Consider the following 19,405-nt stretch of genomic DNA (forward strand, 5'->3'; position numbering starts at 1 on the left):
GCGGTCTGTCAGCCGCCCGTGGCGGGCGACTTCTTCGCGGATTCCGGGATCTCGGAGTCCTCGCGTATCGCCTTCCACAGCTCGGTCGCCTGGGGTTCGGCGGCCACCACCCGGTTCGGGTCCACCTTGTCGTAGGCGACGGGCAGCATGATCGTCTCCATCGAGGCGGGGTCGACACCGTCCATGCTGCGGGCGAAGTCGGCGAGCTTCGTGAGGGAGTCGAGCTCGGAGTCGGTCGTCAGCGACTGGGTCAGCGAGTCGGCGATCTTGAACGACTTGGCCGGACTGCCCAGCAGGTCCTGCGACTTGACCTCGCTGAGGAGCGCCATCATGAACTGCTGCTGGAGGCCGATGCGGCCGAGGTCGCTGCCGTCGCCGATGCCGTGCCGGGTCCTGACGAACGCCAGTGACTGCGTGCCGTCGAGCTTGTGGGAGCCGGCCGTGAGGTCGAGGCCCGACTCCTCGTCGTGGATGGGCTCCTTCACGTCGACGGTCACCCCGCCTATCGCGTCGACCAGTTCCTTGAAGCCGGAGAAGTCGATCTCCATGTAGTGGTCCATCCGGACCCCGGACATCTTCTCAACGGTCTTCACCACGCACGCGGGACCGGCCAGCGAGTAGACGGAGTTGAACATCACGCGCTCTTTGGACGGCAGCGTGGAGCCGTCGGACTTGACGCAGTCGGGCCGGGTGACCAGCGTGTCGCGCGGAATGCTGATCGCCGTCGCGCTGGAACGGCCCTCGGGTATGTGGATCATGAGCGCGGTGTCCGAACGGGCGCCGCTGACATTGCCGCCGGCCAGCCCGCCGTTGCTACCGGACCGTGAGTCCGAGCCCAGGACAAGCAGGTTCTGACCACTGGTCGGCAGCTTCTGAGGCCGGTCGTCACCGATGGCCTTGTCCAGGTCGACGCCCTTGATGTTGCCGTCGAGGCTGCTGTACATCCAGTAGGCCGTGCCTCCCGCGGTCAGCAGGAGGACCAGTGCGACCCCGAGTGTGATCTTCAGGCCGCGGCGGCGCTTGCGAGGAGCCGACCTGCGTCGCGTTCTCCCGTGTCCGTCCCCCTGCGGGCTCGGTGTGATGGCGGCGTCGTGGCTCATCCGGTCTCGAGTCCTCAAGTTTCATTGCCCTGGACGGGCAAGTGGAGTGCGTGGGACTCGGGTGGGGGGTGTGACCGGTCCGTGAATGCATGACTGACCGTGCACTATAGACAAATTTTCGACTTCTTGCGGGCGGTTACATTCATCGGCGTTCACAATCTCTCCACGCTGTGGTCGCCGGAAGGAAGCTCATGACCGACAGACGCCCCGGAGTCGTCAAAGCAGTGATCCCTGCAGCAGGGCTCGGGACCAGGTTCCTGCCTGCCACGAAGGCGACGCCGAAGGAGATGCTGCCGGTCATCGACAAGCCGGCGATCCAGTACGTCGTCGAGGAGGCGGTCGCGGCCGGCCTCGAGGATGTGCTCATGGTTACAGGCCGCAACAAGCGGGCTCTGGAAGACCACTTCGACCGCAACTACGAACTCGAGCACGCCCTCGGGCGCAAGGGCGACCAGCAGCGTCTGTCCACCGTGCGCGAGTCTTCGGACCTTGCGGCCGTGCACTACGTGCGTCAGGGCGACCCGCGTGGGCTCGGTCACGCGGTGCTCGCGGCGGCCGCACACGTCGGTGACGAGCCGTTCGCGGTGCTGCTCGGGGACGACCTGATCGATCCTCGCGACCCATTGCTCGCCCGGATGATCGAGGTCCGAGAGGCGCTGGGCGGCAGTGTCGTCGCGCTCATGGAGGTCGCCCCGGAGCAGATCCACCTCTACGGCTGCGCCGCCGTGGAGGCAACGGCCGACAATGACGTCGTGCGCGTCACGGGCCTGATGGAGAAGCCCGCGCCGGGTGAGGCGCCCAGCCGCTACGCGGTCATCGGGCGCTATGTTCTCGACCCTGAGGTCTTCGAGGTCCTGCGCCGTACGCCGCCGGGGCGCGGTGACGAGATCCAGCTGACCGACGCGCTTCAGGAACTGGCGGTCCGTCCCGAGGTGGGCGGTCCGGTCCACGGGGTGGTCTTCACGGGTCGGCGGTACGACACCGGTGACCGCGGGGACTACCTGCGGGCCATCGTCCGGCTCGCCTGTGAGCGCGAGGACCTCGGACCCGACTTCCGGGCATGGCTGCGGGACTGGGTCCGCGAGGAGCTCTGAGACCGCCCCCGCGAAGGGTCGGGCCGGTCCTGTCCGCCCGACGCTTGGGTGACATTGCACTCATCCTGAACCCGGCCCGGAGGCCGTGATCCGAGGCTCGTGCGGTGCCGACGGCGCAGCGGGACGCTTGTTCGGATGTGCATATGATGTGGCGAATTCTGGAGTCATCTGTGGGCACCGGCCCTGGCGTAGGAGGGGACGGCGGAGATGCGCGGCAGAGGTGCTCAGGCGGTGGACCGGCGGTCCCGTCCCGGTGTCGAGGCCGACGTGCGGCCGCGGCGGGTGTCCGTGACGGCGGTGGCCACGGGGTCCTGGCTGCTGCGCGGGAACGACGATCGCCTCAGTGTGTACGCGCTCGTCGAAGGCGGTGTGCACCGCTGGACGGAGACCGCGGTCGGCAGCGGGCGCTGGAGCAGACCGGACTTCTTCCGCGCTGACGGGCTGACTGGTCTCGCCATCGCTCAAGGGGTCAATCGTTACGCGCACTTCGTCGGGCGCAGGGAGAGCCGGTCGGGCGGGGACACGCCGAAGGTCGACCTGCTCTACGCCGTGCAATACCAGTCGGGTCGGCCGCTGGGGGCCTGGCGTTCCCTGGGCAACCCGTACCGCGCCCCCAGGGATGCCGCGACACTCGGCGTGCCGACCGCCGCTGTCGACGGACAGGGTGCGGTCCACGTCTTCGTCTCCGGTGGCCCCGGCGGGGTCATGCTGCGGCGCGAATCCAAGAGCGGGCCGTGGGAGGCGTGGAAGGACCTGCGCGGCGGTGCCGTCGAGGGCGGGCCGACCGCCGCGACGAACTCCGCCGGCCTGGTCGAACTCCTCGCGCCGGGGCACCGGTCGGTGATGCGCTGGGTACAGACGGAGCAGGGAGCGGACCTGCGCCGGGCACAGGACCTCGTGCCCGCTCCGGTACCGGGCTCGGCCGCGCTCCTCGAGACCGCTCCCGGGGTGTTCACCGCGTACTGGTCCGAGCAGAGCGGGGCGGGCGTGTACGCGCAGCGGCCCGGCGAGTGGGCCTTCCCCGTGGGCGGGGCCCCGGGAGAGGGACCCCACGCCACGCTCCGTGCCACCGTCGACGGCTATGACTGCACGGTCCTGGCCCATAAGGGGCGTACGGGAACAGCCGTGCTCGGTGTCTGTGGCACCGGTGGGGAGTCCGGCGGACTGTGGTGGACCGACACGGGGGTGGCCTGTGTCGGCACTCCGGCGCTGACGCTGGACGGGCGGGGTCGGGTCGTCATCGCGACGGTCGCAGCGGACGGCGGTGTCCTGGTGAATCGGCAGCGGGCGGAACCCGGGCTCACCCTGTCCGACTGGGACCGCCTGCCGGGCGACTGAGTCGGCCTCCATCGCCGCAGGTGGGGGAAGCCGTACAACTTACGGCGCGTCAATACACCAGGCTCTGCCGGAAGTCCAGAGATCCAAAAGGTTGTACCGCTCATCAGTGACGATCATCACGCGTCACAACCTGTCCATGAGCTGTCTCCACCTGGACTTTTAGGAAACCATTATGTGAAAGTTTGATGGATTGCCGATGTGTGGTGATCGCAGTGAGATGGGGGCGATGTGCCCCTACGTCTGGTAACGCGAGCTTCTTCCTGTTTCAAGGCCCACGCGGCGGGGTGTGCGACATCCTTGGAAGGCAGAGCTGCTGGGTATGGATGGTGGATGCCTCGTGGGTGGCTCGGACAACCCTGAAGCCGGAGCGCTGATTTCGGCGTACCGGTCTGCGGTGCCGACCGGCGCGAGGCAGCGCATCGTCCGCGGGGTGCCGACCCCGGTGCGCAAGGTCGTGAAGTCCTCCCTCGCCGCCGCCGACTCCGCCCGCTCCGCCACGGTGGTCTGGGCGATGGGGGGCAAGCGAAAGGCGGCCCGGCACAGTACCGCCTACAGCCTGCGGGTCGTCCGCGTCGGCCGCCGCCATATGCGTGCGCTGCTGGTCGAGGGGGCGACGGACTGGGCGGCCCGCGCCCGCAACCTGAACATCGTGGTCTCCGTTCTGGAGGCGGCGGGCGTCGACTACTTCTGCGTGCGGGGCACGAGCAGCGGGCTGCCCGCTGTCGCCGTCCCGGCCGCATCCCGCCCGCTCGTCGAGGAGCTGCTCCAGCTGGCCTTCGCGCAGGCGCCGGGCTATGTGGGACCGGCCGGCGGCAACGAGGCCCGCATGGAGCCCGGGGACGAGGAGCGGTCGTGGCGGCAGCTGCGCAAGCACAAGGTGCTGCGGGTCGCCTGGTACGTGTGCGACCCGACCCAGCAGCTGGTGTTCGGCGCGGCCTCCGGATGCGACCTCGAGGTGTGGGCGGAGCGCGACGGGGAGCTGCGGGCTCCGCGTCCCAACCGGGTCATCGACGCGGTCCCGGTGAGCGCTCCGTGCAGATCGGCGCCGCAGAGGCTCTTCAGCCCCATACCTCCCGCGTACCACACGGGGGACGCCAGAACACTGGCCGAGTTCGCCGTGCCGCTCCCCGAGGACCACCAGTTCCCCATCGACGTCGTCTACACCTGGGTCGACGACTCGGACCCGGTCTGGCGGGCGTCGCGCGACCGCGCGCGTCAGGGGTTCTCCGCGGACGGGCTGCACGAGCAGGCGGCGAACGACTCGCGGTACACCAGCCGCGACGAACTGCGCTACTCGCTGCGGTCGCTCCACCAGAACGCACCCTGGGTGCGCAACATCTATCTCGTGACGGCCGGCCAGGTCCCGTCCTGGCTCCATGCGCAGCACGCGAACCTCCGGGTGGTGGACCACCGGGAGATCTTCTCCGACGCAGCCGCCCTGCCGACGTTCAACTCGCATGCCATCGAGAGCCAGCTGCACCATATTCCGGGACTCTCCGAGTGTTTCCTCTACTTGAACGACGACGTGTTCTTCGGCCGGCCGGTGACGCCTGCGCATTTCTTCCATCCGAACGGCATCACCAAGTTCTTCACCTCGCCCGCGCTGATACCGGGCGGCGTCGTCTCCCCGGCGGACCTCCCGGTGAATGCAGCGGGTAAGAACAGTCGGTGGCTCATTGCGCAGAAATTCGGTACCGCGATCTCCCAGAAGATGAAGCACACGCCCCATGCGCTCCGCCGAAGTGTGCTGCAGGACATCGAGGAGACCTTCGCGGAGCAGCACGCCACCACTCAGCACTCGCGCTTCCGTTCCCCCGAGGACGTGCCGATCGCCTCGTCGCTGCACCACTATTTCGCGTACCACTCCGCCCGGGCCACGGTGGGGGAGATCCAGTACCGGTACATCGATCTCTCGAACGATCTGGCCGAGCGGCGCCTGAACACACTCCTCGCCAACCGGAACATGGACACCTTCTGCCTCAACGACACGGTGGAGTCCGCTGACCCGGAAGCGCAGCGGGACATGCTGAATCGTTTCCTTGAGGCGTATTTTCCGGTGCCCAGCCCTTATGAAGTCGCGGAACACGAGAACGTCCTCGAGTGGCGGGCCGAGCCCGAAAGAAGCATCCATGCCGCCAACTGATGACATTCCCTTCCTTGTCGCGCCGCCTGGGAGCGAGTTCCGCCGCACATGAATTCCTTTGACGTCACGCTGGTCGTGCCGGTCTACAACGTGGAGCAGTACCTCCAAGAGTGCCTGGATTCCATCGAGGCGCAGACGGTGTTCGAGCGCTGCGAGGTCGTGCTCGTCGACAACGGCAGTACGGACGGCTCCTACCGGCTCTGCGCGGAGTTCGCCCGTCGGCACGCCAACACCACGGTGCTGGTGCGCCGCGGCGGCGGTGCCGGAGCGGCCCGTAACCTCGGCATGGACCGGGCGACCAGCCCGCGTATCACGTTCTGCGACTCCGACGACGTGCTTCCGCCCACCGCGCTCGAACGCATGCTGGACGCCTCCCTGGCGACCGGTGCCCAGGTGGTCGTGGGCGCGATGGAGACGTTCCCCAAGCCGACCAACTGGGCCTGGAAGGACCACTTCGGAAAGGGCGACCAGACATTCGGCAGCCTTGCCGAGATGCCCGAACTGGTGCACAGCGCAAGCGCCTGCAACAAGCTCTTCGACCTTTCCTACCTGCGCTCCCATGACATCCGCTTCGCGGAAGGCGTCCATTTCGAGGACGCCTATGTCGGCGTGTCCGCGCTCGTTCTCGCCACCCGGCTCGCGCTGGTCGACGCGTGTGTCTACCGGTACCGCAAGCGTGCCGCGGGGAACTCGACCATGGACGCGATCTGGACGCGGCGGCAGAACTACTGGGACCACCTCCGGCTCGTGGAGTACCTGCACCGGCTGGGCGCGGGCCTCCCGGAATCGTCGAAAGCCGTGCTCGACCTCTTCCTGGTACGGAGCTACCAGGGCTTCGCGCTCCGGGCACCCGACCTGTTCCAGGGGGCGGAGCTGGAGGAGATCTACGCGCGGTGCCGCGCGGTCTACTGGGCCGTCCCGCCCGAGGTGGTCGTCAGGGCCACCGCCGATGCCCGTCATCGCGTGGCCTATCTGGCCTTCGTCACCGGGGACTTCGGCCTCTTCGCGGACCGGGCGGCCCGGCTGGACAAGCCCTCCGTTCGCGACGGCCGCCCCTACCTCACCGGCGGACTGCCCGACCGGCTGTCCCCGCTGGCGCAGGCCACGCCCTTCACTGCCCATCTGGAGCACGTCCGCCGGGTGCCGGGAACCGGGACGCTCCGGCTGTCCGGACGGTTCGAGATCAATGGCATGCCCATGGTCCGGCCCCTGGCGGGGCAACTCGGCCTGCGCGTCAGGGGCAGTCGCCTGAGCGTCCCCGCTGTCCAGATCCGCCGACGGGACCTGAGGAACACGCGGCCCGACATGGAATGGGGCGGCTTCACCGCCGACCTGCCCCTCGACGACCTGCGGCACGGTGTCCACGACCTGGAATTCGTCCTCGACACCGAGGGCGGCCAGGCGGTCACCCCGTGCCTGGTCGCCGCGGGCTATCTCCGCGGGGCGCGCGTCGTCGAGCACGGCGGGACACGGGTGGTGCCGCACTGGAAGGGGAAGAACCGGGCGATCCTGATGGTCTCCGGCTCGGCGGGCCGGCTCGGCCGGCGCGGCGTCCTCGGCGGCCTCCTGGCCAAGGACGCAAAGCACGTGCTGCGCCGCCGGCCGTTCTGGAAGCAGCGACTGATACGGCTGTTCACGAAGCCGCTGAAGCCACTGTTCCTCGGCCGGGACATCTGGCTGTTCGGTGAGCGGGGCGACACCGCGCAGGACAACGGCTGGCACCTGTTCCGGCACGCGCGCACCGCCGGGAAGCGGCGCGGGGCGTACTACGTCATCCGGGCCGACAGCCCCGACCGGGCCCGTCTGGCGGGGCTCGGGCATGTCGTCGCGCACAGCTCCTGGAAGCACAAGCTGCTGATGCTGCACGCGTCCGCGCTGGTCAACGCCTATGACATCGACACCTACATGCTGCCCGACGGCTGGGACCGGACCCGCTACCTCAAGCACCTGAACTGGCGTGTCGGCGCCCGTCGCGTCTTCCTCCAGCACGGTGTGACGGACAAGGACGTCAGCAAGGGCCTGCACCGCAACCGGACGGGCGTCGACCTCATCCTCGCGGTGAGCCGGCACGAGGGGCGGTTCCTGTCCGAGGAACTCGGCTACGAGGGACAGGTGGAGGTGATCGGCTTCCCCCGCTTCGACGCGCTGGTCCCCGCCCGCGGCGGGCGCACCATCCTGTTCATGCCGACGTGGCGCGCCTATCTGACCGTCGCCTCGTACAGCCGTGACGGCGGCGGACGCGAGGCGCGCCAGGCCGCCCGCGACCGGTTCCTCGCCTCCAGCTACCGGGACTTCATGGTCCGCTTCCTGAACGACCCGGAGCTGCTGGCTGCCCTGGACCGGTACGACTACACACTGGAATTCCTGCCGCACTACGAAATGCGCGCGATGGTCGGGGAGATGATGCCGGGCCAGCAACGGGTCCGGATCGTCGACCAGAACGAGGTCAGCGTGCAGGAAGCCATGCGTCGCTGCGATCTCTTCGTCACGGACTGGTCGTCCACCGCCTTCGACATCGCCTACCTCGGAACTCCGTTGGTCTATGCGCAATTCGATGCCGAGGAGTACTGGGACGGGCATTACAAGAAAGGCTATTTCGACGCCCGCCGGGACGGATTCGGACCGGTCGGTGAAACCGTCGAAGAGGTCGTGGGTGAAGTGGTCCGCTACATACAGGGCGGGTGTGTGCGGGAGACCGAGTACCTACGGCGGGCAGAGAAGTTCTTCGAGTACCGGGACCGGCAGAACAACGTGAGGGCGTCGGAAGCGATCGATCGTCTCGTCCGGGGGTTGAATCATTGATGTGGTGTGCCAGGAGGAACTATGTCCCAAGCCAACCGTGACGTGACAGTCGTCGTGCCGTTCCGCGACGTCCAGAAATTCTTCGGCGAATTTCTGGAATCGGTGGCGGCGCAGACGGCATTCGCGCGCGCCCATGTGATTCTCGTCGACAACGGCAGCAGTGACGGGTCGGTGGCGATCGCGAATGAGTTCGCCGGCCGGTACCCCAACGTCGACCTGGTCTCGCAGCCTCAGGGCCGGGCCGGTGACGCGCGCAACATGGGCATGGACATGGCCGTGACGCCGTACATCGTCTTCTGGGACGCCGACGACATCGTGCCCGAGCGGTCCCTGGAAGTGCTCCGGAACACCATCGTCAAAACCAGGGCTACGGTCGTCGTGGGCCGCGAGAAGCATGTCCCGAAGCCGGTCAAGGCGGCGTGGCACAAGTACTTCGGCAAGAACGTCAAGACGGTGGGCAGCGTCGTCGACATCCCGGACCTCATCCACTCGGCGTCCTGCTGGAACAAGATCTTCGACCTCGACCTGCTGCGCTCCCAGGGCATCCGGTTCGGAACCGGCACCGCCTTCGAGGATGCCTATGTCTCGATCCCCGCGCTGCTGATGTCGGAGCGCATCGCGCTGGTCGACGCTCCCGTCTACGAGTACCGCAGGCGCGGAGACGGCACCTCCGTCATGGACACCATCTGGGACCTCCCGCAGAACTACGCCGACCAGCTGATGATGCTCGAGTACCTCGCGGGCATGCGCCAGCAGCTCACGCCGTACCAGCAGGAGACGCTGGAGCGGTTCCTCGTCCGCAGCATGCAGGGCTTCCTGCTGAGGGCGCCGCGGGTCTTCGGCGAATCCGACTGCCGGCAGCTCTTCGAGCGCTGCCGCACGCTGTACTGGGGTATCACCTCGGAGCAGTTCGCCCGCAGCACGAACGACACCAGGCACCGCATTCCCTATCTCGCGTTGCACTTCGGAGACTTCGAGCTCTTCTACCGTCCGGCCTCCGTCCTCGGATCGGTCTTCGGCCGTGAAGGGGACCTCTACATCGACTACCCGGGGACGTCCTGGGGGCTGCCGCTCACGAAGGTCACCTCCGTTCCGGCCCGGATCGAGGGGGTCGTCGCCGGCGAGGGCGGGACGGCGGTGATCCACGGCTGCTTCTCGGTCAATGGGATCCCCGACGAACTGCTGGCCGGCCTCGAACTGCAGGTCTGGTTCGAACGGAGCGGCAAGACCCTTCCGGCGGTGAACCACGGGCAGGCCCACGACCGGCCGGGCAAGGAGGGAGCCGTCTTCAGCGTCACCGTCGACCCCCGGGAATTCCCGTCCGGCTCCTTCCCCGTGCGTCTCGTGCTCTGCACCCGGGGCAGGGACGTCTCGCGTCCCTGCGCCGTCTCCCCGTCCCTGGCCCAGCAGCCGCCCGTCAACGGGTTCCACGGCTTCACACGCATCGCGGCCGACGGCGGGAACGCCCAACTCGTCATCGAGTCCCCCCAGCACTGATCAGGGTCCGCTCCAGAAATGGGGTATTGGCAGAAAACAGGAGTCATACGTGTTCGATCCCCTCTACGCCGTCGCCGTCGTCGTCCCCATCTTCAACGTGGAGAGATACCTCCCGGAGTGCCTGGACTCACTGGCGCGCCAGACGATGTTCGACCGCTGCCAGGTGATCCTCGTCGACAACGGCAGCAGCGACAGCTCGGCCGCGATCGCGGCGGAGTTCGCCGCACAGCATCAGAACGTCTGGGCGTTCGTGCATCCGGAGGGAAAGGCAGGCGGGGCCAGGAACGCGGGAATGGACCTGGTGAGCGCCCGCTACATCACGTTCTGCGACTCCGACGACGTACTGCCCGAGGACGCCCTGGAAACCATGTGGCGCACCGCGGTCAAGGAGGGCGTGCCGCTCACCATCGGACGGATGGAGACGTTCCCGGAGGAGACCAACTGGCCCTGGCTCCGCTACTTCGGGAAGCATGTCCAGGTGCACCCCGGGATCGAGAACATCCCGGAGATGATCCACGGCGGAAGCGCCTGTCACAAGCTCTTCGACGTCGAGTTCATCCGCGCGAACAACATCCGGTTCCGTGAGGGCGTGCACTTCGAGGACGCGTTCTTCTCGGTCCCCGCCATGCTGCTCGCGGACCGCATCGCGATGGTGCCCACCACTGTCTACCGGTACCGCAAGCGCGCCGCCGAGGACTCCACGATGGACAAGCTGTGGGAGCGCACGGAGAACTACTGGGACCACCTCCTGCTGGAGGAGTACCTGATGACGCTCCGCCGCCGCCTCTCCGGCCACCGGCAGGAGGTCCTCAACCGGTTCCTGGTGCGCAGCTACCAGGGTTTCGCCCTGCGCGCGCCGCAGGTCCTGCCCGAGGACGAACTGTTCCGGCTCTTCGAGCGGGCCCGCGCCGTCTACACCCAGATGACGCCCGACGCGGTCCTGGCCTCCACCCACGACACCCGCCACCGGGTGCCGTTCCTGGCGATGTACATGAACTGGTACAAGCTCTTCGCTCACCCGGAGCAGGCGATCAGCGGTGTGTACGGGCGAGGCGGAGACCTCTACCTCGACGTCGCGGTGCCGAGCGCGCTGCTCCCGCTGACGAAGATCTCCTCCACCAGCGTGCACGTGGAACGGATCCAGGCGGACGCCGCGTCCGGCGGGATCGTCGTGGCCGGCCGGTTCGTGCTCAACGGACTCCCCATGAGCGAGCCCATGCGCAACCCCCTGCAGCTGTGGGTGGAGAAGAGCGGCCAGATGGTTCCCGCGCGGCAGGTGTGGCGCAGTGACCTGCTGGCGACGCGAGACGATCTCGCCTGGGGCGGATTCGAGGCGGTCGTCCCGGTAGGCGCCGTCAAGAACGGTGAGTTCCCGCTGAAGCTGGTGTTCTGCACCTCCGGCCGTGATGTCTCACGCCCGTGCATGACCACCACCGCGATGCTGCGCAGCGCCCGTCCCATGAAGGTCGCCGACCACTGGGTCCTTCCGCTGTCGAAGGGCAAGGACAACGCGGTGCTGCTCGTGCGGGAGGCGCAGGGCCGGGACGGCGACAAGGCCTGGGAGGAGTTCCTCGAGGGCCTGGACCAGGAGCAGAAGAAGCGCAAGGCGCCCTTCTGGCGTGCCCGCGCCATCCGGCGGGCCACGCTGGCGTTCTTCCGCCGCAAGGAGATCTGGCTGATCGGCGAGCGCAGGGACACCGCACAGGACAACAGCCTGCACTTGTTCACGTATCTGCGTCAGCACGAGCGCCGCCGCAAGGCCTACTACATCATCGAGAAGGGCAGCGCGGACCGGGCCAAGCTGAAGCGCCTCGGCAACGTGGTGGCGCACAGCTCCTGGAAGCACAAGCTGCTCATGCTGCACGCGTCGCTGCTCATCAACGCCTACGACATCGACTCGTACATGCTCCCCGACGGCTGGGACCGCACGAAGTACCTCAAGCACCTCAACTGGCGGGTGGGGGCCCGGCGGGTCTTCCTCCAGCACGGGGTCACCGACGAGGACGGCAGCAAGGCCCTGCACCGCAACCGGACCGGTGTGGACCTGGTGTTCGCGACCAGCGACCGGGAGGCCCGGTACTTCTCCGAGCACATGCACTACGGAGACCAGGCCAAGGCGTTGGGCTTCCCGCGCTTCGACGCACTGCAGCCGGACCGCGGGCGACGGCGTGTCCTGCTGATGCCCACCTGGCGCAAGTACCTGACGATCCCTTCGTACCTCCAGCAGGACGGTGCCGACCAGAACGCGGTCGACGAGATCTTCCGGGAGTCGACCTACCGGGAGTTCATGGTGCAGCTGCTGCGTCACCCGAAGCTGATGGAGGCGCTGGAGCACTACGACTACGTGCTCGACTTCCTTCCGCACTACGAGATGCGGAACATGATCGACGGGGTCGTCCCGGACCATCCCCGGGTGCAGCGCCTGGACCAGACGAAGGTCAGCGTCCAGACGGCCCTGCGTCAGTGCGACCTGTTCATCACCGACTGGTCCTCGGTCCACTTCGACATGGCCTATCTCGGCACGCCGCTCGTCTATGCCCGGTTCGACCCGGACGAGTACTGGGCGAAGCACGCGAGGAAGGGGTACTTCGAGGCCGCGTACGACGGGTTCGGACCGGTGTGCGGCAACGTCGAGGAAGTGGTGACCGAAGTGATCCGCTACCTCGGCAACGGTTGTGTGCGCGAACCGGAGTACGACTACCGCGCCCGTGCGTTCTTCGCCTTCGAGGACCGCGACAACTGCGCCCGCGCGACGGCCGCGATCGCGGAGCTCGCGGCGTCGGACGTGTAAGCCCCCACCTCACCGGCCGCGGCGCAGCGTCACCGAATCGATCAGGGCAGGATGGTCGGAGCAGAGACGCACGCCGCGGCACGACGTCGGTCCGTGAGCGAGTCCGCCGCGTACGCCCGGCTGATCTGTCTGGCGCGACCTCCAGGGCAGCGGTACGTGGTGAACTCGCTGCGGCGGCAGGGGCCCCGGCCCGGGGGCGGCGCTCCGCTGCCAACTGGACGCTGTGGCACGTTGCTCAAAAAAGAGAGAGGCGTGGGGGACTGCGCGATCAGCCATAGCCGATCCGCAGTCGCCCCACGCCCCTCAGGCGTCTGAACAGACCGCTACGCGGGCACGCTCGCCACGCCCGGAGCCAGGAACGGCTTGCCGTTCACGCGCTGGGAGACACCCTCGCGGTCCAGGTACGGCGTGATGCCGCCCAGGTGGAAGGGCCAGCCGGCGCCCGTGATCAGGCAGAGGTCGATGTCCTGGGCCTCGGCCACGACACCCTCCTCGAGCATCAGGCCGATCTCCTGCGCGACGGCGTCCAGGACGCGGTCGCGGACCTGCTCCTCCGTCAGGACGGTGTCGCCCTGCTTGAGGAGGGCGGCGACCTCCGGGTCCAGCTCCGGCTTGCCGGAGTCGTAGACGTAGAAGCCGCGCTTGCCGGCCTTGACGACCGCGGCCAGGTTCTCGGAGACCTTGAAGCGCTCCGGGAAGGCGCGGTTCAGGGTCTCGGAGACGTGGAGGCCGATGGCCGGGCCGACGAGCTCCAGCAGGACCAGCGGCGACATCGGCAGGCCGAGCGGCTCGATGGCCTTCTCGGCGGTGGCCACCGGGGTGCCCTCGTCGATGACGTTCTGGATCTCGCCCATGAAGCGGGTCAGGATGCGGTTCACGACGAACGCCGGGGCGTCCTTGGTGAGCACCGCGGTCTTCTTCAGCTTCTTCGCGACACCGAACGCGGTGGCCAGCGAAGCGTCGTCCGTCTTCTCACCGCGGACGATCTCCAGCAGCGGCAGCACCGCGACCGGGTTGAAGAAGTGGAAGCCGACGACCCTCTCGGGGTGCTTCAGCTGCGACGCCATCTCGGAGACCGACAGCGAGGAGGTGTTGGTGGCGAGGATCGCGTGCGCCGGGGCGACCGCCTCGACCTCCGCGAACACCTTCTGCTTGACGCTCATCTCCTCGAACACGGCCTCGATGACGAAGTCCGCGTCCGCGAAGCCCTCGGCCTTGTCGAGCACACCCGTCACCAGGGCCTTGAGGCGGTTGGCCTTGTCCTGGTTGATGCGGCCCTTGCCGAGCAGCTTCTCGATCTCGGCGTGGACGTAGCCCACGCCCTTGTCGATGCGCTCCTGGTCGATGTCGGTCAGGACGACCGGCACCTCGAGGCGGCGCAGGAACAGCAGCGCCAGCTGCGAGGCCATCAGACCGGCGCCGACGACGCCGACCTTGGTGACCGGGCGGGCCAGGCTCTTGTCCGGCGCGCCGGCCGGGCGCTTGCCGCGCTTCTGGACCAGGTTGAAGGCGTAGATGCCGGAGCGCAGTTCGCCGCCCATGATGAGGTCGGCCAGGGCCTGGTCCTCGGCGTCGAAGCCCTTCTGCAGGTCGCCGTCCTTGGACGCCTCGATGATGTCGAGGGCGCGGTACGCGGCGGGGGCCGCGCCGTGCACCTTGGAGTCGGCGACGAACCGGCCCTTGGCGACGGCCTGGTCCCAGGCCTCGCCGCGGTCGATCGCGGGACGCTCCACGGCGATCTCGCCCTTGAGGACGGACGCCGTCCAGACGAGGGACTGCTCCAGGAAGTCCGCGCCTTCGAAGATCGCGTCGGCGATGCCGAGTTCGAAGACCTGGGCGCCCTTGAGCTGCTTGTTCTGGCTGAGCGAGTTCTCGATGATGACCGAGACCGCGCGCTCGGCGCCGATCAGGTTCGGCAGGATCGTGCAGCCGCCCCAGCCGGGGACGAGACCGAGGAAGACCTCGGGCAGCGAGAAGGCCGGGATCGCCTTGGAGACGGTGCGGTACGAGCAGTGCAGACCGACCTCGACGCCGCCGCCCATGGCCGCGCCGTTGTAGTACGCGAAGGTCGGGACCGCGAGGGCGGAGAGACGCTTGAAGACGTCGTGGCCGCCCTTGCCGATGGCGAGCGCGTCGGAGTGCTCCTTGAGCAGCTCCACGCCCTTGAGGTCCGCGCCGACGGCGAAGATGAACGGCTTGCCGGTGACGCCGACGCCGACGATGTCGCCGTTCGCCGCCTCCGCCTCGACCTGGTCGATCGCGGTGTTCAGATTCGCGAGCGACTGCGGGCCGAAGGTGGTCGGCTTGGTGTGGTCCAGGCCGTTGTCCAGCGTGATGAGCGCGAAGCGCCCGGCGCCGGCGGGGAGGTCGAGGTGGCGTACGTGCGCCTGCGTGACGACCTCGTCGGGGAACAGCTCGGCCGCGCCCTTCAGAAGTTCAGCGGTGGTGCTCACTTGTCGCCTCCGGCGTCCTTGTGGTGCGGGTTCTCCCAGATGACCGTGGCGCCCATGCCGAAGCCGACGCACATCGTGGTGAGGCCGTAGCGGACCTCCGGCTGCTCCTCGAACTGGCGGGCCAGCTGCGTCATCAGACGCACACCGGAGGAGGCCAGCGGGTGGCCGTACGCGATCGCGCCGCCGTACTGGTTGACGCGCGCGTCGTCGTCGGCGATGCCGTAGTGCTCGAGGAACGCCAGCACCTGGACGGCGAAGGCCTCGTTGATCTCGAAGAGGTTGATGTCCTCGATCGACAGGCCGGCCTTGGCGAGGGCCTTCTCGGTCGCGGGGATCGGGCCGTAGCCCATGACCTCCGGCTCGACACCGGCGAAGGCGTACGAGACGAGACGCATCTTGACCGGGAGGTTGTTCTCGCGGGCGAACTCCTCGGATGCGATGATCGAGGCGGTGGCGCCGTCGTTCAGGCCCGCGGCGTTGCCGGCGGTGACGCGGCCGTGGACGCGGAACGGCGTCTTCAGGCCCGCGAGGGACTCGAGCGTGGTGCCCGGGCGCATCGGCTCGTCGGCGGTGACGAGGCCCCAGCCGGTCTCGCCGGCCTCGGGGTTGGTGCGGCGGACGGAGACCGGCACCAGGTCCTGCTGGATCTTGCCGTTGGCGTACGCCTTGGCGGCCTTCTCCTGCGAACGCACGGCGTACTCGTCGGCGCGCTGCTTGGTGATCTGCGGGTACCGGTCGTGCAGGTTCTCCGCGGTCATGCCCATGAAGAGGGCGGACTCGTCGACGAGCTTCTCGCTGACGAAGCGCGGGTTCGGGTCGACGCCCTCGCCCATGGGGTGGCGGCCCATGTGCTCGACACCACCGGCGATGACGGCGTCGTACGCGCCGAACGCGATGGAACCGGCGACGCTCGTCACGGCGGTGAGCGCACCGGCGCACATCCGGTCGATGGAGTAGCCGGGCACGGACTGCGGCAGCCCGGCGAGGATGCCGGCGGTACGGCCGAGGGTCAGACCCTGGTCACCGATCTGCGTGGTCGCGGCGATGGCGACCTCGTCGATCTTCGCGGGGTCGAGGGCCGGGTTGCGGCGCAGCAGCTCCCGGATGGCCTTCACGACGAGATCGTCGGCGCGGGTCTCGTGGTAGATGCCCTTCGGGCCCGCCTTGCCGAACGGGGTGCGGACGCCGTCGACGAAGACGACGTCCCTGACGGTACGAGGCACGATGGCTCTCCTCCAGGGTGCGGGGTTGCACTGCTGCGGGCGCACGCTGAGCGTGCGCTTGCTCGCCCCATGCTACTTGTGGGTAACCAAGCTGCCCACCCCCTGGGCCGGGAGCGGTGAAGGTCACACGTCGCAGGCGGCTGCGCGGAGCCCTTCCCCGCCCCGGCCAGGCGCGAAACGCCCCGTCCCGGCGGTCGCTCAGTGCGTCGGGGTCACGAACTCCGGCTGGTCCAGCACGCGCAGCCAGCTCCCGTCCGGCTGGCGGCGGGCGACCTGCGCCCGGGCCCCGGCACCGTCCGACGGCGGGGTGGACGTCAGTGCGAGGTCCCCGCTGATCAGTGTGGGCAGCGGCGCCTCGGGGCGGAACGTGGGCGCGTCCGCCAGCACCTTCTCCCACAGGGCCCTGATCGCTTCGCGGCCCACGGTCTGCCGGCCCGGAGGAAAGGCCAGCACCGCGTCCTCCTCGTACAGCGCGGCCACCCCGGCCGCGTCGCCCGCGTTGGAACGTTCGACGAACAGGCGGGTGATGTCCTCGGGGTGCAGGGCCTTCTCGTACTCGGTCATCGCTGCTCCAGGCTGATCCGGCTTCGGTCCTTCAAGGGTCGGCCCGGCACGATCAGAAGTCCAACAGATGGTTTCGATGGGAACTAGCATTCCTGGTTATGGAACTCAGGCAGCTCGCATACTTCGTCGCGGTCGCCGAGGAGCGGAACTTCACCCGCGCCGCCGCACGGATGCACATCAGCCAGTCCGGCGTCAGCGCCCAGATCCGCCGCCTCGAGACCGAGGTCGGCGCCGAGTTGTTCGACCGGACGGCCCGCAGCGTCACGCTCACCCCGGCCGGGGAGGCGGCACTCGGGCACGCAAGGGCAGCACTGGAGGCAGCCGGTGCCGTCGGCCGGGCGGTGGGAGAGCTGACCGGCCTGATCCGTGGCCGGCTGACGGTCGGCATGGTGGCGGGGTGCACCGTCACCCCGTTCTTCGACGGACTCGCCGCCTTCCACCGGGCGCACCCGGGCGTGGAACTGCGTCTGCTGGAGGACAACTCGGACCGGCTGATCGAGGCCGTACGCGCGGGCGGCGTGGATCTGGCGCTCGTCGGGACCGCGGCCCCGGCGGTCGAAGGCCTCGACACATGGACGGTGATCAGCGAGCGGCTCGTCGTCGCCGTCCCCCATGACCACGCTCTCGCGCAGTGCCGCCGGGTCACACTGCGGGAGGCGGCGGCCCACCCGCTCGTCTGCATGCCGCCGGGCACCGGCCTGCGCACACTGCTCGACAGCGCCTGCGCGGAGCGGGGGATCGAGCCTCGGATCGCGCTCCAGGCGAGCGCCGCGGACGCCGTCGCGGACCTCGCCCGGCGGGGACTCGGTGTCGCGGTGCTGAGCGAATCCATGGCCGCCGGGTATCAGGACGGACTGACCGCCCGGCTCATCGACGACGTCCGGACATGCGCGCAGCTCGCGCTGGTCCGGCGGCGGACGGACAACCCCGCGGTGCGGGCGCTGAGCGCCCACTGCCGCGGGGCCTTCACCGGGGCGGCGGGCCCCGCCGCGGTGGACGCGGCCGCTACGCCGGGCGGGCCGTGATCGCCCCTGCCAGCAGCGGCGCGACGAGCTGCCGCTGCCACTCACGCGCGCCGAGAGACTCCAGCATGTCGGCCACCGTCGTGACCGTGACCGTCGCGGGCGGCTCCCAGCACACCCGCCGGACGGTGTCCGGCGTGATCAGGTTCTCCTGCGGCATGTTCAGTTCCTCCGCCAGCGCGGAGACCGCCGCGCGCGCGGCGGACAGGCGGGCGGCGGCGGCCGGGTCCTTGTCGGCCCACGACCGTGGCGGTGGGGGACCGTTCAGCGGCTGGCCGGGCTGCGGGAGCTCGGAGTCGGGCAGAGCCTTGGCCCGGTCGACCGCGGCCTGCCACTGCTCGAGCTGACGCCGGCCCATCCGGTGCCCGAAGCCGGGCAGCGCGGTGAGGGCGTGCACGTTCGCCGGCAGGGCGAGCGCGGCCTCGACGATCGCCGCGTCGCCGAGCACCTTGCCGGGAGACACGTCCCGGCGCTGGGCGACCCGGTCGCGCACGGTCCACATCTCCCGTACGACCGCCATCTGGCGGCGGCGGCGCACCTTGTGCATCCCCGACGTACGGCGCCAGGGATCGCGGCGCGGCGGCGGGGGCGGGGCGGAGGCGATCGCGTCGAACTCCTGGTGGGCCCAGTCGAGCTTGCCCTGCCGGTCCAGTTCCTTCTCCAGCGCGTCGCGCAGGTCGACCAGCAGCTCCACGTCGAGGGCCGCGTACCGCAGCCACGGCTCGGGCAGGGGCCGGGTGGACCAGTCGACGGCGGAGTGGCCCTTCTCCAGGGCGTAGCCGAGGACGCCCTCGACCATCGCGCCGAGCCCCACCCGCGGAAAGCCGCCGAGCCGCCCGGCCAGCTCCGTGTCGAAGATCCGCGCGGGGACCATGCCTATTTCCCGCAGGCACGGAAGGTCCTGGGTGGCGGCGTGCAGGATCCACTCCGTGTCGGCGAGCGCGTCGCCGAGCGCGGAGAGGTCGGGGCAGCCGACCGGGTCGACGAGCGCGGTGCCGGCGCCCTCGCGGCGCAGCTGCACGAGGTACGCGCGCTGTCCGTAGCGGTAGCCGGACGCGCGCTCCGCGTCGACGGCCACGGGGCCGGTGCCCGCGGCGAAGGCGGCGATCACCTCGGCCAGCGCGGCCTCGTCGGCGACCACCGGGGGAATGCCTTCACAGGGCTCCAGCAACGGGATCGGCAGCCCTGCGGCAGGGACCTCGTCGTCCGAGGGGGCGCCCCCGGTGGTATGCAGTGTCGTCTCTGCTGCGGTCTCTTGGGCGTCGGTCACGTGTCAAGGGTATCTGTGAACGGAAGGCGCCCGTCGACGGAACGTTCCGTCGACGGGCGGTGGGGGCGAGAAGTGGTCAGTGGATGATTCCGGTACGGAGGGCCACGG

12 protein-coding genes are annotated in these 19,405 nt (G+C 69.1%); 7 read left to right on the top strand and 5 right to left on the bottom strand.

Annotation, left to right across the window (positions count from 1 at the left end; genetic code table 11):
- Positions 1–8 precede the first annotated feature (8 nt).
- A complete protein-coding gene (locus ACWGH4_RS12755; RefSeq protein ID WP_453459282.1) occupies positions 9–1,100 on the bottom strand; it encodes an LCP family protein in 1,092 nt (363 codons plus the stop codon).
- A 191-nt stretch (positions 1,101–1,291) separates the two neighbouring features.
- Between ACWGH4_RS12755 and galU the strand changes: the two genes are divergently transcribed.
- The 6 genes from galU to ACWGH4_RS12785 all read left to right on the top strand — a co-directional run bounded on the left by galU (position 1,292) and on the right by ACWGH4_RS12785 (position 12,765).
- On the top strand, positions 1,292–2,194 hold the full coding sequence (gene galU / locus ACWGH4_RS12760) for a UTP--glucose-1-phosphate uridylyltransferase GalU (protein WP_453459285.1): 903 nt from the start codon (positions 1,292–1,294) through the stop codon (positions 2,192–2,194).
- Between the two features lie 207 nt (positions 2,195–2,401).
- Positions 2,402–3,532: a hypothetical protein gene (locus tag ACWGH4_RS12765; protein WP_453459288.1), complete on the top strand. Its 1,131-nt coding sequence runs from the start codon at positions 2,402–2,404 to the stop codon at positions 3,530–3,532.
- A 319-nt stretch (positions 3,533–3,851) separates the two neighbouring features.
- Positions 3,852–5,675 carry a stealth family protein gene (locus ACWGH4_RS12770; protein WP_453459291.1) on the top strand — a complete coding sequence of 608 codons (1,824 nt, stop codon included), beginning with the start codon at positions 3,852–3,854 and terminating at the stop codon, positions 5,673–5,675.
- 48 nt (positions 5,676–5,723) lie between these two features.
- Positions 5,724–8,477, top strand: a complete 2,754-nt coding sequence (locus tag ACWGH4_RS12775) for a bifunctional glycosyltransferase/CDP-glycerol:glycerophosphate glycerophosphotransferase (RefSeq protein ID WP_453459294.1) — start codon at positions 5,724–5,726, stop codon at positions 8,475–8,477.
- 21 nt (positions 8,478–8,498) lie between these two features.
- Positions 8,499–9,974 carry a glycosyltransferase family 2 protein gene (locus ACWGH4_RS12780; RefSeq protein WP_453459297.1) on the top strand — a complete coding sequence of 492 codons (1,476 nt, stop codon included), beginning with the start codon at positions 8,499–8,501 and terminating at the stop codon, positions 9,972–9,974.
- A gap of 49 nt (positions 9,975–10,023) precedes the next feature.
- Positions 10,024–12,765, top strand: a complete 2,742-nt coding sequence (locus ACWGH4_RS12785) for a bifunctional glycosyltransferase/CDP-glycerol:glycerophosphate glycerophosphotransferase (protein ID WP_453459300.1) — start codon at positions 10,024–10,026, stop codon at positions 12,763–12,765.
- Between the two features lie 323 nt (positions 12,766–13,088).
- On the opposite strand, the gene ACWGH4_RS12790 is transcribed toward ACWGH4_RS12785, so the two are convergent.
- The 3 genes from ACWGH4_RS12790 to ACWGH4_RS12800 form a co-directional block, all read right to left on the bottom strand.
- Entirely contained in the window at positions 13,089–15,218 is a 2,130-nt protein-coding gene (locus ACWGH4_RS12790) for a 3-hydroxyacyl-CoA dehydrogenase NAD-binding domain-containing protein (protein ID WP_453459302.1), read from the bottom strand.
- A complete protein-coding gene (locus ACWGH4_RS12795) occupies positions 15,215–16,441 on the bottom strand; it encodes a thiolase family protein (RefSeq protein ID WP_453459305.1) in 1,227 nt (408 codons plus the stop codon). Before ACWGH4_RS12795 ends, ACWGH4_RS12790 begins: the two co-directional genes overlap by 4 nt.
- A 198-nt stretch (positions 16,442–16,639) precedes the next feature.
- Positions 16,640–17,005, bottom strand: a complete 366-nt coding sequence (locus ACWGH4_RS12800) for a YybH family protein (protein WP_441264891.1) — start codon at positions 17,003–17,005, stop codon at positions 16,640–16,642.
- 98 nt (positions 17,006–17,103) lie between these two features.
- Here ACWGH4_RS12800 and ACWGH4_RS12805 point away from each other — a divergent pair, with 98 nt between their 5' ends.
- Positions 17,104–18,030 (top strand): LysR family transcriptional regulator, encoded by a 927-nt coding sequence (locus ACWGH4_RS12805; RefSeq protein ID WP_453459308.1) that lies wholly within the window; start codon positions 17,104–17,106, stop codon positions 18,028–18,030.
- Here ACWGH4_RS12805 and ACWGH4_RS12810 read toward each other — a convergent pair.
- Positions 18,011–19,297, bottom strand: coding sequence for an HRDC domain-containing protein (locus tag ACWGH4_RS12810; RefSeq protein WP_453459311.1), 1,287 nt, complete (start codon positions 19,295–19,297; stop codon positions 18,011–18,013). The two genes, ACWGH4_RS12805 and ACWGH4_RS12810, sit on opposite strands and share 20 nt — an antisense overlap.
- Between the last annotated feature and the right edge of the window lie 108 nt (positions 19,298–19,405).

The organism is Streptomyces sp. NPDC054847 (genome assembly GCF_053610925.1).